Genomic DNA, 19,353 nt, shown 5'->3' with positions numbered 1-19,353 from the left:
GCAAGTTCAGCGTGGTCACTGGCGTGTCGGGTTCAGGCAAGTCGACGCTGGCCTTCGACATCCTGTTCAACGAGGGCCAGCGGCGCTACCTTGAATCGCTCAACGCCTACGCCCGCAGCATCGTGCAGCCGGCCGGGCGGCCCGAGGTCGATGCGGTCTGGGGCATCCCGCCCACCGTCGCGATCGAGCAGCGCCTGTCGCGCGGCGGCCGCAAGAGCACGGTCGCGACGACGACTGAGGTCTGGCACTTCTTGCGCCTGCTGTGGGTCAAGCTCGGCTTGCAGCACTGCGTGAAGGACGGCGCGCCGGTGATGCCGCAAAGCGCCGAGAGCATCGCCGCACAGCTGCTGCGTGACCATGCCGGCCAGCACGTGGGCCTGCTCGCGCCGCTGGTCGTCAACCGCAAGGGCGTCTACACCGACCTGGCCAAGTGGGCGAAGGCGCGTGGCCATTCGCACTTGCGTGTCGACGGTGAGTTCCTGCCGGTGGATCCGTGGCCGCGATTGGACCGCTTCAAGGAGCACACGCTGGAGCTGCCTGTCGGCGACCTGATCGTGCGAAAGGACAACGAAGCCGAGCTGCGCAGCCTGCTGTCGCAAGCACTGGAGATCGGCAAAGGCGTCTTGCACCTGCTGCACCCGCTCGACGGCCTGGCAGGCACCATGGCCGCCGGCGGCAGCACCGCCCGCATCGGCCAAGTCACGGTCTTCTCGACCAAGCGCGCCTGCCCCGTATGCGGCACCAGCTACCCCGAGCTGGACCCGCGCATGTTCAGCTACAACAGCAAGCACGGCTGGTGCACCAGCTGCGTGGGCACCGGGCTGACGCTGACGCGCGAACAGCGCCAGGCCTTCGATGACACCAAGCGTGACGACGACAACAAGGGCCGCGAGCAGAGCTTCCCGAGCGAAGAGCCGGAAGTCGAAGGTGTCGCCGGCGAACCCTGCCCGGACTGCGAAGGCGCGCGGCTGAACCCGACCTCGCGCGCGGTGACCTTCTCGTCGCTCGGCATCCACGAGGTCGCGCAATGGTCGGTGCGCGACACGCGGGCCTGGGTCGATGCGCTGAAGCTGGTCGGCCGCGAAGCCGGCATCGCACGCGACGTCATCACCGAGATCCGCAACCGGCTCGAGTTCCTCGAAGAGGTGGGCCTGGGCTACCTGACGCTGGACCGTGCTGCGCCGACGCTGTCGGGTGGTGAAGCGCAGCGCATTCGCCTCGCCGCGCAGCTGGGCAGCAACCTGCAAGGCGTCTGCTACGTGCTCGACGAGCCGACGATCGGCCTGCACCCGCGCGACAACGGCATCCTGCTCAATGCGCTACACAAGCTCGGCGATAAGGGCAACACGCTGGTGGTCGTCGAGCACGACGAAGACACGATCCGCCGCGCCGACCACATCATCGACATCGGCCCCGGCGCCGGCAAACGCGGCGGTCGCCTGATCGCCGAGGGCACCGCGGCCGACCTGGCGGCGAACCCGGATTCGCTGACCGGCCGTTTCCTGGCAACACCGCTGAAGCACCCGCTGCACGAGCGGCGTACGGTCACTGCCACCACGCCGATGCTGGAGCTGCGTGGCGCCCATCTGCACAACCTGCAGAAGGTCGACATCGACATCCCGCTGCAGCGCCTGGTCGCGGTGACCGGCGTCTCAGGCTCAGGCAAGTCGACGCTGGCGCGAGACGTGCTGCTGGCCAACGTGGCCACTGCGGTGGCCGCCAAGGGCCGTGGCGCGCCGCGCGAGTTCACGCTCACCGGTTGCAGTGCACTGAATGGCTGGGGCGCGATCGACCGCGTGCTCGAAGTCGACCAGACGCCGATCGGCAAGACACCGCGCTCGTGCCCGGCCACCTACATCGGCTTCTGGGACCAGATCCGGCGCCTGTTCACCGAGACGCTGGAGGCCAAGGCGCGCGGCTATGCGGCGGCGCGCTTCTCGTTCAACACCGGCCAAGGCCGCTGCCCCGGCTGCGAAGGCCAGGGCATGCGCACGATCGAGATGAGCTTCCTGCCCGACGTGAAAGTGCCGTGCGATGTCTGCCACGGCCAGCGCTTCAACCAGGAAACTCTGGCGGTCAGCTGGCGCGGCAAGAGCATCGGCGACGTGCTGGCGATGGAGGTCGACGAAGCGGTCGAGTTCTTCGCCAGCATGCCGGGCATCGCGCACCCGCTGCAGCTGCTGAAGGACGTCGGCCTGGGGTATCTGACCTTGGGCCAGCCGTCACCGACGCTGTCCGGCGGCGAGGCGCAGCGCATCAAGCTGGTGACCGAACTGAGCAAGGTGCGCGACGACGTCACACGGCGTGGCCAGAAGCCGCCGCACACGCTGTACGTGCTTGACGAGCCGACGGTCGGCCTGCACATGGCCGACGTCGAGAAGTTGATCCATGTGCTGCACCGCCTGGTCCTCGGTGGCCACAGCGTGGTCGTGATCGAACACGACCTCGACGTGATCGCCGAAGCCGACTGGGTCGTCGACCTCGGCCCCGAAGGCGGCGGCGCCGGCGGCCGCGTGGTCTGCGCCGGTACGCCGGAGCAGGTGGTCAAGGCTGGCACGCACACGGGCGTGGCGTTGAAGCCGGTGTTGGCGCGCTGAGGTCAGGCTGCCGACGCAGTGGGGCGAGTCTCCATCGTCGGCGTCGTCGCGGGCAACGGACGCCGCATCACAAACGTCGCCTTCACCCGCTCCGAGCCGCGGAAGTAGGCGATCCAGATCGCGGCGGCGATCAGGACGCGAACCAGCGTGCCCCAGTGTGCTGGGTCCAGCGTTGCTGCGGTTGCCGGGATCATCAGCGCCAGCGCACTGTCGAGCACCTGGGTCGCGGCGTTGGTGGCGATCGTCGCCATGTACAGGCGCGGCAGGCTGGTGCGGCGGGTGAGAAACAGCGGCACCAGCAGCAGGTACGCCGCCATCAGGCCCAGGTTGGTCACCAACTCGAAGATCAGCAGCGGCGCCATCAGCGGGTGGAAGCTGTCGTCGCCGACCGTGGTCACCGAGAGCCAGTGGTCGGTGGTCAACGATGGCCACAGGTTGTAGACCTCGTGGCCGAGTTGGTACAGGTTGAATGGCACACCCAGCAGCGGCAGGATCAGCCAGCCACCGAGGGCCCAGGGCTTCACCGGCCCGCGGGTGCCGACCAGTGGCCGCTCCGGCGCCGGGTCCCAGCGGTAGACGCGGCTCGCCAGCATGCCGAAGCCGATCAAGCAAAGCGTCGTCACGACCGCCGGCAGCCAATGGGTCGGGCTCGTGTCGGCGGCGGTATTGCCGCCCGGGTCGTACTTGTAGAGCGTGAATGCAGTGCTGTCGCGGGCCTTCTCCAGGTTGCTGGCATAACGGGCCATCTGGTCGGCATTGACATGGTCGACGCGGGACTGGAAATGGTCGGTCAACGTCAGCGTGCGGGTGGCTTCGTCCCAGGCTTCGTTGCGCTCGTACTCGAACGCCGGGTCGTCGACATGCGTCTTGTCGGCCTGGATCGTCCAGCTCTCCGGCAGCTTCACTTCGGTCACCTGCATCACGTCGGTCGGGTAAGCGACGGCCAGCGGTGAGTTGCGGACCAGGCTTTTCGGCCGCTGCAGGTGCTCGCGAACCTCGGAGCTGGTGACGGTGCCTTCGAGGCGCTTGTGCTTGTCCGAGTGCTGCCAGAACTCCTTCAGCGCGTACTCCTCGGTCACCGACAGGCGGTTGGCCTTGACGTCGTCGTCGACCCGCATCGGCGCGGACACGTCCATCGCGCCGAACTGGCCGACGTAGAAGTTCAGGTAGTCCTTCTGCAGGTCTTCGCGCCGGCGCGAACTCAGCGTCGAGCGCAGCGACTCGGCCGCGGCACCGGTGGCTTCGGTGGTCACGGTGTAGCGCACCGGCTTGTCGAAGCCGGCGCGCGCATCGATCACCGAATGCACCACGCGTTGCTGCACGCGGGCCTTGTCGCCGGCCATTGGCACCAGCGCATCGGTGGCTGCGTCGACCACCAGCGCGCGGCCGTAGTCGGCCTGCACCAGCTGATCCAGGCTGCCTTGCTGCGGTGAGCGCGTCGGGTCCAGCCAGTAGTCGCGCCCATCGAGGCGGGCGCGCACCAGCACGTGGTTGAACGCGTTGGGCGACGGCCGGTTGGCCTCGATGGCCTGGCGCATCGACGTGTGCACCAGCGCTGGTTGGGCCTCGATGCCCAGTTGGCGCAGCAGCGCCACCGTCAACAGCGTCTTGTCCTTGCAGTCGCCGTAGCGGCGCTCGAGCACCAGTTCGGGCGGATTCGGCGCGTGCGAGCCAGGCCCGACCTCGATACCCAGGTAGCGCACTTCACTTTGCACATAACGCAGTGTGGCCGCCAGGCGCTCGGCCGGTGTTGCGTGGTTGGCTGCCAATTGGTCGGCCGCGGCGCGCACCCGCGGCGTTGGCGTGGCCGGCAGCCGGTACAGCGGCAGCGCCCAGTCGGCCACGGCATGCCAGTTGGCGAACTCGCCCCATTCGACGAACGGGTAGGGGTCGAACCAGGCGGGGGCGTCGTCCTCGATGACGCGGGCGTCGACCGCGCGCAGGTCCCAGCTGTAGATGCGCTGGCCGCCCACCTCTTCTTCACTGGCCGGCGCTGCCTGGTTGTGCAGATGCCATTGCAACGGGCGCCCGGCGGGCCACAGCAGGCGGGCGTGGAGCCTTTCCACCGGCACGTCGAACTGGAAATCGAAACGCCCGCCGTGGCGGTTGCCGAACACCGGGTTGCTGCCACGCAGGCTGTAGGCGTACTCGACGACGTCGCCGACACGCACATCGTCGAGGAACACATGCGCCGTGCGCGAGCCGTCGAAGATCAGCGACTCCAGGCCCGATTCACGCTGCAGCACGCGCACCTGCGCGGTCGGCAGCTTGGCGATCACCGCGCTGCCGCGGCGGATGTTGATCGTGTGCAGCGTCAGCTTCTGGTACGACGGGTCGAAGCGGATCTCGATGTTGGCGATCGACTCGACACCTTGCGCATTGAGCGCTTTCGAGGCCAGATGCCGGTAATGCGTCTTGTCGTTGGCGTCGACGCGCTGCTGCTGGTCCAGCAGCAGGTACTGCACACCCTTGGCCACTTGCTCGGCGGGCAGCTCGCGGCCAGGCTCGGGGGTCAGTGGCAGTACCCAGGAGGCCGGTGGTGCAATGGCCGGGCTGCCCACCTGTGCCGCGATCGCGGGGGTGGTCAGGGTCACGCCCGCACTCAGGCAGGCCCACAGGCCGGCCCGCCGTGCGTGCTGGGCGGTGGCTCGAACGGCACTGACAACCGCCACCAACAAGTTCTGAATCAAGGTTCCCTCCCTGACCGCCTGCCGGTCCTGATCCTGGCGGCTTGGGCGTTGGTCAATTATCGGATCGAGGGGGTGATCGACGGGAGGGGGATCCGGCGGCGTCACCGGCGCGGCGTCCGCGGGACGTGGACTTTGCACGCCGGTATGACACGGTTGTGGCCGGTTGATGGCGCCACTCGATGGCGCCGGCTGACCACTCACCGGCTGTCGGGCCGCGTAAGGCTTGGTGACAGGCGTGCACGCATCACCGGGTTCGGCGTTGAGACCACAAGGAGCGAACGATGAACCTGGATGCGAAGAAGACGATGGGGTTGGCCGGACCGGCCTTGCTGATGGCCGCATTGATGCCCGCGATGATGTTCGCGCTGTGGGCCGCCGGGCCTGCGATGGCCGCCGAACCCGCTGGCCCCTCGGCTCAGGCGCGCGCGGCGCTCTGCAGCGCCGCCAAGGCCCAGCAGGCGAGCTACCTTGACCTGTGGCGGCAAGAGTTCCAGCGCCGCAACAAGATCAGCGCCACCGAGATGGCCGAGCGCGTGCAGGTCGGCGAGCAGGAAATCGGCTGTACCTGGATCGGCGGCCTGGCCTGGCGCGTGAACTACACGGTGGCCTACGGCTGGGCCCGTGTCGCCACCCACGACAGCCTGGTGCTGACGCTGTACAGCTCGAACGATGCCTATCGCCAGATGAACCTGCCGCGCGACCGGCTTTGGCCAGCTGCCGACATCATTCGTGCACTCGACGCGCAGGTCGACTCGCACATCCAGCCGCTCGACTTCGCCACCCCACCAGCGTTCGCCACCGAGGCGCAAGCCCAGGCCCGGCTGGTCCAGCAACTGGGCGGCCTGACGCCGCAGCGCAGCGAATTCCGGCTGTTGCCGAAGAACTGCACCACGCCGTGCACCCCGGGCCACCCGACACTGCTGGGCCACGCCGTCGTCGACGAAGCCCGTAACCAATGCCGCAGCGCCGAGATCGACCTGCTGACCGGGCAAGGGACCGTGCGCGACGACCCCTGCCGCATCAGCTGATGCGGCCTCAGTTCGCGGCCAGGCCCACCGCCGTGGTCGGCAGGCCTTCGAGCACCGGGCGTGCTATTGTCGAAGCGGTACGACGAGACCGTGCTCGCGCCCGGCGCGCCTCCCACCGCTTCGCTGACGATCAAGCGGTTGTGCTGGTTGAAGGCGAACCCGAAGGGCGTCATGCCGGGGACGCGCCACGGCAAGTCAGCTGCGCAAGTCAGCTGCGCATCAGCCCCGCGCCGCGGCGGCCCGAGTCGGTGCGAACAGGCTCTTGCCCAGCCATTGCCACAGCTGTTCCGACTCGCGCGGCGGGCCGTCCACGCGCAGGTCGCGGGTGCGCAAGGCTTCGGCCGGTGTGCGGTCGCCGACCCAGATCTCGGTCAGCGCACGCACCGTGCAGTCGACCACCAACGTCAGTTCGCGGCCAGGGTCCTGCAGGCAAAGGTCGGCACGGCCGTTTTCGAGCACCAGCCACCACAGCTGCTCGCCGGCACGGGCGTCGCGGAAGTGAAAGTGCACGACCACCGGCTCGGGTGGCACCTGGTCGAGGCGCACGAAGCGGCGCATGTCCCACATCAACAGGCCCGGGTCGAGCTCTTCGTCGCGCAGCCCGCCCGTCACCCAGCGTGCACCCCAATGGCCCAGCCCCATCACGACCGGCCGCAGCGCTTCACCGGCCTCGGTCAGCTGGTATTCCAAGACCTTGCCGACCGCATTGCGCCGCACGATGCCCGCTTCTTCGAGATGGCGCAGGCGTTGCGTCAACAGGCTGGTGGACATGCGCGGCACGCCGCGGTGCAGGTCGTTGAAGCGCTTGCTGCCGCACAGCAGCTCGCGCACGACCAGCGGCGTCCAGCGCTCGCACAACACCTCGGCGCTGCGCGCGACGGCGCAGTACTGGCCGTAGCTTTCGTCCATGGCCTGGCCTCCAAATCCTCGGGGGTGCCGCCCCCCTTGTTTGACGGGCAACGCTTCAGATTCTGGACTGGTCCGCAGCCCGCGTCACGCGCATGCTCCGCTCCCATGACGATCAATGGAGTGGAACCATCATGGGACTTGAACTGAAGCGTGTCGACGGCGGCACCGAGACGATCTCGCCCGAGGCCTTGCAGGCCTTCAAGGCGGGCTTCAAGGGCGCGGTGTTGACGGCCGAGGACGCGGCCTACGACGAGACCAGAAAGATCTGGAACGCGATGATCGACAGGCGCCCCGGCCTGATCGCCCGCTGCACCGGCACGGTGGACGTGGTGCAGGCGCTGCGCTTTGCACGCACGCACCGGCTGCTGCTGTCGGTGCGCAGCGGCGGCCACAACATCGCCGGCCTGGCGGTCTGCGAAGGCGGCTTGATGATCGACATGTCGCTGCTGCGCGGCGTGTGGGTCGACCCAACCACACGCACCGCGCATGCCCAGGCCGGGTGCACGCTGGCCGACCTGGACCGCGAGACCCAGGCCCATGGCCTGGCGGCGGTGATGGGCTTCGTGTCGGCCACCGGCATCGCCGGCCTCACGGTGGGCGGTGGCTTCGGCTATTTGACGCGGCAGCACGGCTGGACCTGCGACACCGTGGTGTCGATGGAAGTCGTCACCGCCGACGCGCAGATCCGGCGCGTGTCGGCCGACCAGGACGCCGAGCTGTTCTGGGCCCTGCGCGGCGGCAGCGGCAACTTCGGCATCGTCACCTCGTTCGAGTACCGCCTGTTCCCGGTCGGACCCGAGATCCTGGGCGGCGCGATCGCCTGGCGCGGCGAAGATGCACGCCAGGTGCTCGACGCCTACCGCGAGTTCAGTGCCGCCGCGCCGCGCGAGCTGACCAGCGTGGCGGTGCTGCGCAAGGCGCCACCGGCGCCGTGGCTGCCGAAAGAGGTGCATGGCCAGTCCATCGTCGCGATCTTCGTCTGCCACACCGGTCGCATCGAAGACGGCGAGGCGCTGTTGGCCTCGCTGCGCCAGGTCGGAAAGCCGGTCGCCGACATCGTGCAGCGCCGGCCGTACTGCCAGATGCAAAGCCTGCTCGACGCGACGCAGCCCAAGGGCCGGCGCTACTACTGGAAGTCGCACTACCTGTCGCGCGTGTCGCCCGAGCTGGCCGACCTGGCGGTGCAGCACGCCGGCCGCATCGCCTCGCCGCACTCGGCGATCCTGATGTTCCAGATCGGTGGGGCGCTCAACGAGTTGCCGCCCGGGCATTCACCGGCCGGCAACCGCGATGCGGCCTATGTGCTCAACATCGCCGGCTCATGGGAAAAGCCGGAAGACGACGCGGTGAACATGGCCTGGGCACGCGCGGCCTTCGAGGCCACGCGCCACCGCTCGACCGGTGGCACCTACATCAACTTCCTGACCGAGGAAGAGGGCGCCGACCGGATCCAGGCCGCGTATGGCCGGCCGACGTTGGACCGACTGGCTGCGCTGAAACAGCGCTACGACCCGGACGGCCTGTTCAGCCACACCAAGCCGGTCTCGGGCTGAAGTGAAGACCCGGGCATGGTGCCCGGGCCTTGCGAACTCAGCGCGCGTCAGGGCCGCGGCGGTGCGGCTTCTTCTTCGCGCTTCTTGCGCTTCGGCTGGCTGGCGGCGGGCTCGGGCTCGCGTGCGCTGGTGGCCGCCGGGGGCGTCGCGGTGGGTGCGGCCGGCGTGGTCTCGGCGGCCTTGGCCTTGGCAGCGGCACGCTCGCGTTGTGCGGCGCGTGCGGCTTGCCGCTCCTCGACAGTGCGCTTCGGCGCGCTGGCGGCGTGCGGGGCCGGTGGCGGGCTGCGGTCTTCGTCGACCAACGGCGACTTGCGGCCTTCAGGGGCCGAAGCCGCCCGCCGAGCCGCAGCGGCCGAGGCGCGTGCGGCGGCTGCCGATGCAGCTGCCGGCGGCTTGTTGGCCTTGGTGGGCTTGCGGTCCGGGGCGGAGGCTGCGCCGCGGTCGTCTGCGCCGGCGGCCGATGCCGCGGCACGCGCAGCAGCGGCCGAGGCGGGGCGCCCGGGGCGTGCCGCTGAAGCCGGTGCTCCACCCTCGGCGGCGGAAGCAGCATGGGCCTGCTTGGCTTGGCGCTCGGCCTTGCGCTCGGCGGCGGTGCGCGGTGCAGAAGCTGCAGGGGCCGCCGCCGCGGCCGACGCAGCGCGGCCGGCGGCAGTGGGCTCTTCAGTCACGCCACGCGGCTCGCTGGCCTTGGCGCTTTGCGCCGACAAGGTCTTCGCAGTGCCGGGCTTGGCTTTGACCACCTTCACCGGTGCGGTGGGGGCGGCCGCGTCAGACGCAGCGGCGGCCGTGGGCTTGGCTTTGACCTTGACCTCTTCACGTTGCGCATCGTCGAGCGGCTTGCCGGGCTGTGCGGCCAGTTTGGCTTGCTGCGCTGCAAAGCTGGGCTTGGGCGGCGGCGGTGCGGTGCGTGCCACCACCTGGCGTGCGAAGACCCGCGGCGGCGGCTTGCCGCCTTGAGCGTTCTCGCCACCCGGGCCACGCACGCTCTTTTCGGTTGGTGCGACCTGGGCGGCGGTGTTCACCTCGCGGCTGTCGATGGCTTCTTTCGACACGCGGATGGTGGCCTTCGCCACCGGCTGTGCGTTCTTGAAAGTGTCCTGCGGCACCGCGACCACCGCGCCCGGCACGCGCCGGTTCACGTAGGTGATGTTGGTGATGTTGGTCACATTGGTCACGTTGACGTTCTTGATCACCGTCTTGTTGACGACGGTGTTGCTGACGTTGACCTGCTCGAAGTAACGCGGGCTGGCCTTGTAGGCCGGGTGGTAGACCTCGCGCGGGCCGAGCGGGAACCAGGCCACGCCACCACCACCGCCGCCGCTCGAAATCGTCAGGTTGAAATGGGGCCCGCCGACGAACACCACCAACGCCGGCGCGTAGTAGGCGCGCGTGCGCACCGGGCCGGGCACCCAGCCCCAGCGCCCGCGGATGTGGGCCCAGCGGCCATAGTGCGAGACGGTGTAGCCCCAGGGTGCATCGTCGACCCAGGTCCAGCCCCAGGGGTCGATCCAGGCCCAGTGGCCATCGCGGTACGGTGCCCAGTCACGGGTCACGTGGCGCGGGTACCAGACATGGCCATTGCCCGGGTCGTCGGACCAGTCGCCGTTGTTGTCCAGGTCTTCATAACCGACCACATCGGGTGACACATAACGTGCCGATACCGACACCGAGGTGCCGCGGTCGCGGTCGCCCACCCAACGGTCGAAGTCGTCGGGCGGGGGGGCGCTGGCATAGCCTTCGTCGCGTGCCGCATCGCCGCTGAAGCGCTGCACCTGCGGTGCCTCGATCACGTAAGAGGCGCTTTCGCCGGTGACTTCGCCTTCACCCTCACGCATGCGAACGGTGGTTGCGTTGCCGTCCGGGTCGACGTCGATCCGGTAGGCGCCCGGCTGGCGCAGCGTGAAGGCCAGGTTCGGCGTGTCCACTTCGACGGCCTGGCCCTGTTCGAGCCGGCGCACGCGCACGTTCAGGCTGCCCTCGGTCAGCTGCAGTTGGGTGATGTCGTCGTCCAGGTTCAGCACTGACACGGCGGTGGCGCCGTTCAGGCGCAGCATCGCGCCGCCAACCTGGATCTCGGCCCGCCCATTCGCGTCGGCCCACAGGCGGTCGCCCGGGCCCAGCGGGCGGTTGAGCGAAGCGCGATTCCAGTCTTCTTCGCCGGCTGGCGAAAGACTGACCTCGCCGCTGATGTAGCCCAGGCGCGCCACGCGGCCAGGCGGGTCGGCGCGGGTCAGGCCGCTGAACGTCACGAGTGCCAGCCCCGCAGCAAGCGCGATGGTCTGGCGAAGTATTCGAATGTGCCGGTTCATGGTGTTTTCCTTCTCTGCTGCGGGTGCGCGCGAAGCTTCCCTGCTGGGCAAGGGGGCTGTTCACGAGTCAAGGTTTGCCGGCAAAGCGTGTGCCTGCGCGCGGGCGCCGTCTGTGCTCTAGCGCACAAACGAACCTTGAAAAAGGGGCACAGCGTGTGCCCGGGTAGGCTGCCGCGGCCGTCAGCGCAGCGGCAACTCGATCTCGACGGCGCGCTGGGCAAAGGCGAAGCCGCTGCGCTGTTGCTTGGCGCGGTACATCGCGGCGTCGGCGGCATGGAGCAGGGCTTCGGTGTTGTCGGCGTGGGTGGGAAAGATGGCCACGCCGATGCTGGGCCGGATCTGGAGCTGCAGGGTGTTGACCGTCAGCGGCGCCGACACCGCGTCGAACAGCTTGCTGGCCAGGTGGGCGAGCTGCGGATCGCCCAGCGGGCCGGCCGGCAGGCAGACGAACTCGTCACCGCCCAGGCGGCAGACGATGTCGCCGGCCCGCACTGCGCGGCTCAGGCGAGCGGCTGCAATGCGCAGCACCTCGTCGCCGGTTTCGTGCCCGTGGCGGTCATTGATCGCCTTGAACCCGTCCAGGTCCAGGTACAGCAGGGCCGCAGTGGTTCGGCGGGCGGCGGCCAGCGCCAGGGCCTCGTCGAGCCGTTCGCGGCAGTGGCGCCGGTTCGGCAAGGTGGTCAGCTCGTCATGCAGTGCCAGATGTCGGGCATGCAACTCGCCGGCGTGGCTGTCCTCGAAATCCAGCTGGGACTGGGCCAGCGCGGCGCGGGCATCACCCAACTCGCGCTCGAGTCGGCGCTGGTCGGTGCGATCGCAGGCCATCGCGGCGTGCAGCAGATTCAGCGCGGCGGCGCATTCGAGGGCCAGCACGTGGGTGCGGCCCGCCAGCGCCAGTGCCTCCGGTTGGTCGGCCCCGGATCTCGTGCTTTCCAAGATGCCATGCAGACGATCGGCCACGGCGTCGAGCATGTCGTCCCAGTCACAGGTCGCTTTGCCACCGACGCCGGCCGCAGAGGCGTGCGGTGGGTGCGGGGTGTCAGGCGCGCCACCATTCGCACCGATCGGCGGGTCGATGACGTCGGGCCATCCGGGCCGGTGGCGGCTGCGGGCGTTGGTCCGTGTGCTGTCCGCGCTCAACATCACGGAGGCTCAGCGTCGGCGCCGAAGGGCCATCAGCACCACGGCCATCAGCCCGGCCAGCCACAGCGCGGCGGCCGCGGGGCGGGGCAGCAAGCTCGTCGCCTGTCCGTCGACTCTGTCGGCAGGGGCGGCACTCCGTGCCGAACGCCGGCCTGCGATGCCGTCGATCATCGACTGGGTTCGCGCGGCGTCGTGCTCGGCCAGGGGCACCAGGTTGTAGGCATCGGCAGTCACGCCGTCCTGAATGTCCATGCGGTAGTCGTCGGCGGCAACCGGGTGCGCCGGGTGGCCCGCCGCTGGGCTGGTGACCTTGATCGGCGTGGCGACGCCCTGCGCGGCAGCGCCGGTGATCGGCACGGACACCGGCCAGGGGGCCTTTGCCGTGGTGACGATGGCGGCCAGCACCAACAAGGTGACTGGAATGAATTTCGTGGGCATGGCTTTCTTTCGAGGCCGCCCAGACGTGCAAGACGCGCGCGTCTCGGCGCATCGGAAGTTTGGCCGTCAGGCCTCACGAGCGTCGGTGCGCTGGCGCACAAAACGCAGGTCGACCCGGGCCTAGCCCACCAGCTCGCGCAGCACGTACGGCAGGATGCCGCCGTGGCGCAGGTATTCGGCCTCCATCGGTGTGTCCACGCGCAGGCGCAGCGCCGCCTCGTGCTGCCGGCCATCGGCCCGGTGGATCACCAGCGTCACCATCTGGCCCGGGATCAACCCATCTTCGACGCCAGGCAGGTCGAAGCTTTCGTCGCCGCGCAGCTGCAATGAGTCGATGCTGTCCAGGCCGGTGAACTGCAGCGGCAACACGCCCATACCGACCAGGTTGGCGCGGTGGATGCGCTCGAAGCTGCGGGCCACGACGGCACGCACGCCCAGCAGTCGTGTGCCCTTGGCGGCCCAGTCGCGGCTCGAGCCAGTGCCGTACTCGCTGCCGGCGAAGATGATCGTCGGCGTGCCCGCGCGCTGGTAGGCCATCGCCACCTCGAACAGCGCCGCGACGACACCGTCCGGCTCGTGGCGCGCAAAGCCGCCTTCGACGGCGTGCCCTTGTGCATCGGGCGGCACGGTCTGGTTGCGCAGCCGCACGTTGGCAAAGGTGCCGCGCAGCATCACCTCATGCTGGCCGCGGCGTGAGCCATAGCTGTTGAACGCAGCGGGCACCACGCCTTGTGCCTGCAGCCAGGCACCGGCGGGTGAATCGGGCGCGATCGAGCCGGCCGGGCTGATGTGGTCGGTGGTGATCGAGTCGCCGAACAGGGCCAGCGCGCGCGCACCGCGCAAGTCGGTCAACGGCGCCGGCGCGAGCGGCATGTCGTCCAGGAACGGCGGCCGGGCGATGTAGGTCGACGGCTCCCAGGTGTAGCGCTCGCCGGTGGGCGCAGCAATGCCCGCCCACAGCGGGTGCACGGTGGCGCCCGGCGCATACAAGCGTCGGTAGGCCGCGGGGTCGGCGATGGCCCGCAGCGCCGCGGCCAGCTCCTCCTGGCTCGGCCAGAGCTCGCTGAGCATGACCGGCCGACCGGCGCTGTCGAAGCCCAGCGGTTCACGCGTCAGGTCGGTCGTGACGCGGCCGGCCAGCGCAAAGGCCACCACCAGTGGTGGGCTCATCAGGAAGTTGGCGCGCAGTGCGGGGTGGATGCGCGCTTCGAAATTGCGGTTGCCCGACAGCACGCTGGCGCAGACCAGGTCGTGCGCCTTGATCGTCATCTCGATCTCGGCATCGAGCGGGCCGGCGTTGCCGATGCAGGTCGTGCAGCCGTAGGCCACGACGCGAAAACCCAGGGCCTCCAGCGGTGCCAGCAGGCCGGCGCGTTCGAGGTAGTCGGTGACCACGCGCGAGCCTGGCGCGAGCGAGGTCTTGATGTGCGATGCAACCTTCAACCCGCGCGCCACCGCGTTGCGCGCCAGCAGACCGGCCGCCAGCATCACGCTGGGGTTCGAGGTGTTGGTGCAGGAGGTGATGGCGGCGATCAGCACGTCGCCATCGGTGAGTGCCGGCGCGGTGGTGGTCGCTGATGGTGGTGTCGGCGCCGCCACCTCGGTCCGTCCATAGCCGCCCGCGCTGACCGGCGAAGCCAGCAGCGCGGTGAAGGCCGGGGCCAGGTCGGCCAGCGCGATGCGGTCCTGCGGCCGCTTCGGCCCGGCAACGCTGGGCACCACCTCGTCGAGGTTGATCTCGAGTTCTCGCGTGTAGTCGATCTGGCCGGCGCGCGGCATGCCGAACAGCTGCTGGGCCTGGAAGTAGCGGCGGAACGCGTCGACCTCTGCTTCGGTGCGGCCGGTGGCGGTCAGGTACTCGGCGGTCACTTCGTCGGGCGGAAAGAAGCCCATCGTCGCGCCGTACTCCGGCGCCATGTTGGCCAGCGTCGCGCGGTCGGGCAGCGTCAGCGACGCGGCACCTTCGCCGAAAAATTCGACGAACTGGCCGACGACGCCGAAGCGCCGCAGCTGTTCGGTGATCACCAGCACCAGATCGGTCGCTGTCGCACCCGGCTTCAAGCGGCCACGCAGGTGCACGCCGACCACATCCGGCGTCAGGAAAGACACCGGCTGGCCCAGCATGCCGGCCTCGGCCTCGATGCCGCCGACACCCCAGGCGACGACGCCTAGTGCGTTGATCATCGTCGTGTGCGAATCGGTGCCGACCAGCGAGTCGGGCAACAGCACATCACCGTGGCGGACGACACCGCGCGCCAGCGACTCGAGGTTGACCTGGTGCACGATGCCCACACCGGGTGGCACCACGCGCACGTTGGCAAACGCCTGCATGCCCCACTTGATGAAGCGGTAGCGCTCGGCGTTGCGCTGGAATTCCAGCTGCATGTTCAGGTCCAGCGCGTCGGTCTCGCGGAAGTGGTCGACCTGCACCGAGTGGTCGACCACCAGGTCGACAGGCACCAGCGGCTCGACCACCCGCGCGGGCCGGCCGAAGCGCACCGCGGCGTCGCGCATCGCCGCCAGGTCGCACAGCAGCGGCACGCCGGTGAAGTCTTGCAGCACGATGCGGGCGACGACGAAGGGGATCTCTTCGTTGCGCTCGGCGCGTGGCTGCCAGGCCGCCAGCTGGCGCACATGGGCCTCGGTGACGCGTCGCCCATCGACGTGGCGCAGCAAAGATTCCAGCACGATGCGCAGCGACACCGGCAGCCGCGACACATCGCTCAAGCCCAGCGAGGGCAGGGTGGTCAAGGCGTGCAGCTGGACGGCGTCGCCGTTGGCCAGCGTCAGCGGGCGCAGCGTGTCTTCAGGGCGCAGGGGCATGGGTTGGCTCTCCGGGGCTCAGGTTGCTGGTCTGGTTGAGCCCCGCCACTGCTGCTTCAGCGCATGGCTGCTCAGTCAGGGACCATCGGCCGCGCCGGGGCGGGGCTTGCGGGCCAGCACATTAAAGCCGAACACCGGGCGCAAGTCGTCGGTCATGCCCACGCGGTGGCCATGGGCGTCTTCGAACACCACGGGGTTCGCCGCGAAGCCGGCGTCTGCCAGCTCGCGCAAAAGCTCTTGCAGGGTGGTGTAGTGGGTCACGAGCCGCCAGCCGCCGGCGAAGAAGGGCGCCACGGCCCAGCCGGTGCCGGCCTCGAGCAGCGCCCGGCCGCGCCAGTAGCGCGTGGTGTAGGTGGGCACGCGGGCCAGTGCCCGCGCCCATTCCAGCGTGTGGCGCAGCCAGGCCCCGGGCCGCTCTTCAGTCGGGGGTACCAGTGGCAACCATGGGCGGTAGCGCGCGGCGGGGCCGACCGCGTTCAAGGTCGAGAACCAGAAGGTGCCGCCGGGTGCCAGCACACGCCAGGCCTCTGCCAGCACGCGCAGCCGGTCTTCGTGGCTGACCGAATCGATGCCGTGGTTGCTGAACGTGACGAGGGCTTTGGTCCCATCGGCGAACGAGCCGAGATCGCGTGCGTCGCCCAGGCGGATGTCGGCCCGCGGGTGGTGCACCCGTGCGGCCTCGACCATCGCCGGCAGGTAGTCGATGCCGACATAGTTGGAGCTGAGCGCTTGCAGCAGGCCCACCGTGCGCCCCGGGCCCACGCCAAGGTCGAGGATAGGGCGTTGGTGCATCTCATGCGAGAGCAGCCCGTAGGCCGCACGTTCCCCTTCGTCGGTGAAGCCCTGCTGCGCACCCATGCCGGCGACGGCGCTCGGTTCGGCATACCAGGCCTGGTTGACCCGGTCCAGCAGATCGGCACTCATGGGGTTCTCTCAACCCCGTACGGGCGGTCGTGAGACTTCATCGCAGGAACTCCGCTGACGGCAGCAATTTTCACATTCTGGACCTGTCGGCCGGGCGCGTCACGCAGAGCATGGCGGTGTCCCTGCGCAGCGACGGTGTGTGATCAGTTGTGTCCGGACCCGACCTGGGCAACGGCGGTGCCGGCGGCCTTGTCGGATTGAAGAAGAGACGTGCTCGCCCGCCGATTGGGACGGCGGGTCGGTGGATCGAAAAAGGCGTAGCCGCTGTGCTGCTGTTTGGCTTGAAGCATGGCGCCGTTGGCCCCCAGCAGCATGCCGGCAGCGCCGGCGGCACCGTTGGCGCAATCGGTGCCATGGGCGATACCGATGCTGGGGCTGACATGCAGCCACAAGGTGCTGGTGCGCAAAGGTGCCGAGACGGCATCGAACATCTTGCAGGCCACCTGGCTGAGTTGCGTGCGGTCGATCGGGCCGGTCAGCAGGCAGCCGAACTCCTGGAAGCCGATGCGGCTGAGCACGTCGCCGGCACGCACCGCGCGGCCCAGTCGAGCAGCAATGATCTGTAGCACATGGTCATTGACGTCGGGGCCGTGGGTTTGCGTGATCGGCTTGAGACCTTCGAGATCGATCACCAACAAGGCCAGCTGGTTGCCCGCAGGCTCCCCGGCGGACCAGGCCTGATCCAGCTGTTGTCTGAACAGCTTGCGCTGTTTCATCGGCGTCTGGCGCTCGCGCGGCGCCGTCTTTCTGGCATCGCGCCCACCGGGCGGCCGGTCGGTCGGGTCGCCCCGTTCGGGCGCCAGCGCTTGCGGCGTCGACGGCGTCTGATGGTCCAGTTGATGACGGCGGCGCAGCTCGCCCAGCAGCGCGCCGTTCAACACGTCCATCGCGGTGGCGCATTCGAGCACGTCGATCTGGATCTGGGCCCGCGCATCGCTGACCGGCAGGCCGGAGTCGGTTACCAGGCGCTGCCCGACGATCTGGCGCAACCTCGTCGGCACGGCGTTCAGTGCCTCGCTCCAGTCGACGAGGTGACCGTCGGTCGAGCCCAGCAGTGGCATGCGATCCAGCAAGGCCAGACGGGTCACAAGCGACCTGTCAGCAGCAGCACGACAACGATCAACAAGACCAACCCGAGGGCGCCGCTTGGGCCGTAGCCCCACGAGGTGCTGTGCGGCCAGGTGGGCATCGCGCCAACCAACATCAGGACCAGCACGATCAGCAGGATGAGGCCGAGGCTCATGGTGTTCTCCTATTGCCGGCTCGTGTGAGACGGCAGGGTTGAAAAATCATTGCGGCTGGGGGTGCCCGCCATGGTGGTCGTAGCGGTTGGGCACGCCGTCGCCATCGCGGTCCCCGTCCCGGCGGTTCGGGATGCCGTCGCGGTCACGGTCGCCGCGGGCCCACTGGCCGCGTTCGAGCCACCAATGGCCGTCGCGCTGGACCCAGCGGGGCTGCCAATAGGCATAGCCGGGCCGCTCGCGCAGCCAGCTGCCGTTCAGCCACACGTGGCGGCCGTTGTTCCAGCCCCAGTAGCCCGGTACCCAAAGGTAGCCTGGCCGTGGCGGGGGCGACACGACCAGCATCGGGGCGGGTGGCGCGATGCTGACCGAGACTCCCCATTGAATGGCCGCGTGGGCGGCGGGCGCCAGCGCCCCGGCGGTGGCCGCGATCGCGGCACTGAGCATCAGCTTGGTCAACATGGTTTGTCCTTCCGGGCTTGCGGCCCTGCGGCGATGGCTCGACCGCCGCGTCCGAACGGGCCGGCAGGTCTGAGCGGTCATCGCGCGGTCGTGTCCCGCAACTCAAGCTAGGCCCATGGTGCGCTCTTGTCTGTGCGCTGTCGAACACTGGGTCGTCGTCAGTGCACGTGCCGCGCGTAGGCCTGGCGATCGGTGGCATAGCAGCTGCACGCGGCCGCTTCCAGGCCGATGCGGTCGAGCACCTTGACTTCGCCCCGGCGGTAGGAGATCAAGCCGGCGCGCTGCAACACACCTGCGGCCACGGTGACACCGACGCGCCGAACGCCCAGCATGTAGGCCAGGAACTCGTGCGTGACGTGGAAATGGTCGGAATGGGCCCGATCCTGGCTCATCAGCAGCCAGCGCGCCAGGCGCGGCCCGATCAGGTGGTAGCGCAGGCAGGTGGCGGCCGAGGCGAGCTGGGCGATGCGCACATAGAGGTAGCGATCGAGGCCGCTCTGCAGCGCGGTGCTGCGCCGCAATTCGTCAGCGAAGTCGGCCGAGCTGACGCGCCAGGCCGTGCCCGCGCCCTGCACCAGCGCGCGCAGCGGCGCCGTGGTCACCCCCAGGCTCAGCGGCGCGCCCAGCATGCCCTCGCGCCCGACCATGCCGACCTCCAGGCCCGGGTGGCCGTCGATCAAGGCCACCAGCGAGATGAAACCGTTGACCGGGAAGTAGACGTGGAGMGTGGTTTGACCCGCCTCGCACAACACTTCGGACAACACCAGCTCCACCGGCTCGCACACTGCCAGCAGGTGCTGGCGGTCCTTGCGCGGCAGTTGTTCGATCAGGTGGTTCTCTGGCTGAAGCACATCGGCTTTCGCGTGGATGGAAAGGGCGGCCCGATCGCCCGCCGCGGTCAGGAAGGGTCTGAAGGCCCCGCAGCCCCCAGACCGCGTGGAACTCCGCAGCGTCGATCGGTGTGGCCAGTCTCGCTTCAAGCCTGCGTGCCGCACTGTCTGCCAGCGCACATAGGCGCCGGACAGGCCGCGATGGTCACGTCGCCAGCAGGCCTGGCAGCAAACGGGCGTATTCCTTGCGAACCACTTCGTAGCACTCGCAGGTCCGGGCTTCCAGGCCCGTGCGATCCAGCACCTTGATGCGCCCGCGCGCGTAGCTGATCAGGCCGAGCTTCTGCAGCTTCAACGCTGCTTCGGTGACGCCTTCGCGGCGCACGCCCAGCATGTTGGCGATCAG

General features: G+C 69.2%; 15 protein-coding genes. 3 read left to right on the top strand and 12 right to left on the bottom strand.

Going from position 1 to position 19,353, the window contains the following annotated elements; genetic code table 11:
- Positions 1-2,597, top strand: a 2,597-nt coding sequence (locus AC1DYI_RS09265) for an excinuclease ABC subunit UvrA (protein ID WP_477203807.1), incomplete at its 5' end; no start/stop codon positions are given.
- Between the two features lie 2 nt (positions 2,598-2,599).
- Here AC1DYI_RS09265 and AC1DYI_RS09260 read toward each other — a convergent pair.
- Entirely contained in the window at positions 2,600-5,191 is a 2,592-nt protein-coding gene (locus tag AC1DYI_RS09260; RefSeq protein ID WP_477203806.1) for a DUF3857 domain-containing protein, read from the bottom strand.
- A gap of 377 nt (positions 5,192-5,568) precedes the next feature.
- Here AC1DYI_RS09260 and AC1DYI_RS09255 point away from each other — a divergent pair, with 377 nt between their 5' ends.
- Positions 5,569-6,315: a hypothetical protein gene (locus tag AC1DYI_RS09255; protein WP_477203805.1), complete on the top strand. Its 747-nt coding sequence runs from the start codon at positions 5,569-5,571 to the stop codon at positions 6,313-6,315.
- A 219-nt stretch (positions 6,316-6,534) separates the two neighbouring features.
- On the opposite strand, the gene AC1DYI_RS09250 is transcribed toward AC1DYI_RS09255, so the two are convergent.
- Positions 6,535-7,224 (bottom strand): winged helix-turn-helix transcriptional regulator, encoded by a 690-nt coding sequence (locus AC1DYI_RS09250; RefSeq protein WP_477203804.1) that lies wholly within the window; start codon positions 7,222-7,224, stop codon positions 6,535-6,537.
- A gap of 131 nt (positions 7,225-7,355) precedes the next feature.
- On the opposite strand from AC1DYI_RS09250, the gene AC1DYI_RS09245 reads away from it, so the two are divergent.
- On the top strand, positions 7,356-8,777 hold the full coding sequence (locus AC1DYI_RS09245; protein WP_477203803.1) for an FAD-binding oxidoreductase: 1,422 nt from the start codon (positions 7,356-7,358) through the stop codon (positions 8,775-8,777).
- 47 nt (positions 8,778-8,824) lie between these two features.
- Here the strand turns inward: AC1DYI_RS09245 and AC1DYI_RS09240 are convergent, their stop codons facing one another.
- The 10 genes from AC1DYI_RS09240 to AC1DYI_RS09195 form a co-directional block, all read right to left on the bottom strand.
- Positions 8,825-11,086: a DUF6600 domain-containing protein gene (locus AC1DYI_RS09240; RefSeq protein WP_477203802.1), complete on the bottom strand. Its 2,262-nt coding sequence runs from the start codon at positions 11,084-11,086 to the stop codon at positions 8,825-8,827.
- Between the two features lie 180 nt (positions 11,087-11,266).
- The gene (locus AC1DYI_RS09235) at positions 11,267-12,229 is read right to left on the bottom strand and encodes a diguanylate cyclase domain-containing protein (protein WP_477203808.1); all 963 of its coding nucleotides are present in this window, start codon (positions 12,227-12,229) and stop codon (positions 11,267-11,269) included.
- Positions 12,230-12,238: 9 nt separating this feature from the next.
- Complete coding sequence (locus AC1DYI_RS09230) at positions 12,239-12,667, bottom strand: hypothetical protein (RefSeq protein WP_477203801.1); 429 nt, start codon at positions 12,665-12,667, stop codon at positions 12,239-12,241.
- A gap of 120 nt (positions 12,668-12,787) precedes the next feature.
- Positions 12,788-15,490 (bottom strand): aconitate hydratase AcnA, encoded by a 2,703-nt coding sequence (gene acnA, locus AC1DYI_RS09225; protein ID WP_477203800.1) that lies wholly within the window; start codon positions 15,488-15,490, stop codon positions 12,788-12,790.
- Positions 15,491-15,565: 75 nt separating this feature from the next.
- Positions 15,566-16,414: a class I SAM-dependent methyltransferase gene (locus AC1DYI_RS09220; RefSeq protein WP_477203799.1), complete on the bottom strand. Its 849-nt coding sequence runs from the start codon at positions 16,412-16,414 to the stop codon at positions 15,566-15,568.
- 143 nt (positions 16,415-16,557) lie between these two features.
- On the bottom strand, positions 16,558-17,502 hold the full coding sequence (locus AC1DYI_RS09215) for a GGDEF domain-containing protein (protein ID WP_477203798.1): 945 nt from the start codon (positions 17,500-17,502) through the stop codon (positions 16,558-16,560).
- The gene (locus tag AC1DYI_RS09210) at positions 17,499-17,657 is read right to left on the bottom strand and encodes a DUF3309 family protein (RefSeq protein WP_477203797.1); all 159 of its coding nucleotides are present in this window, start codon (positions 17,655-17,657) and stop codon (positions 17,499-17,501) included. The genes AC1DYI_RS09215 and AC1DYI_RS09210 overlap by 4 nt, the downstream gene beginning before the upstream one ends.
- Positions 17,658-17,703: 46 nt before the next feature.
- Entirely contained in the window at positions 17,704-18,117 is a 414-nt protein-coding gene (locus tag AC1DYI_RS09205) for a YXWGXW repeat-containing protein (protein ID WP_477203796.1), read from the bottom strand.
- Between the two features lie 158 nt (positions 18,118-18,275).
- Entirely contained in the window at positions 18,276-18,968 is a 693-nt protein-coding gene (locus AC1DYI_RS09200) for a Crp/Fnr family transcriptional regulator (RefSeq protein WP_477203795.1), read from the bottom strand.
- Between the two features lie 184 nt (positions 18,969-19,152).
- Positions 19,153-19,353: helix-turn-helix domain-containing protein (locus AC1DYI_RS09195; RefSeq protein ID WP_477203794.1), on the bottom strand; the 201-nt coding region annotated here is incomplete at its 5' end.

It is taken from the genome of Ideonella sp. P3_A4, from assembly GCF_056403075.1.
This window is presented reverse-complemented; position numbering and strand designations above follow the sequence as displayed.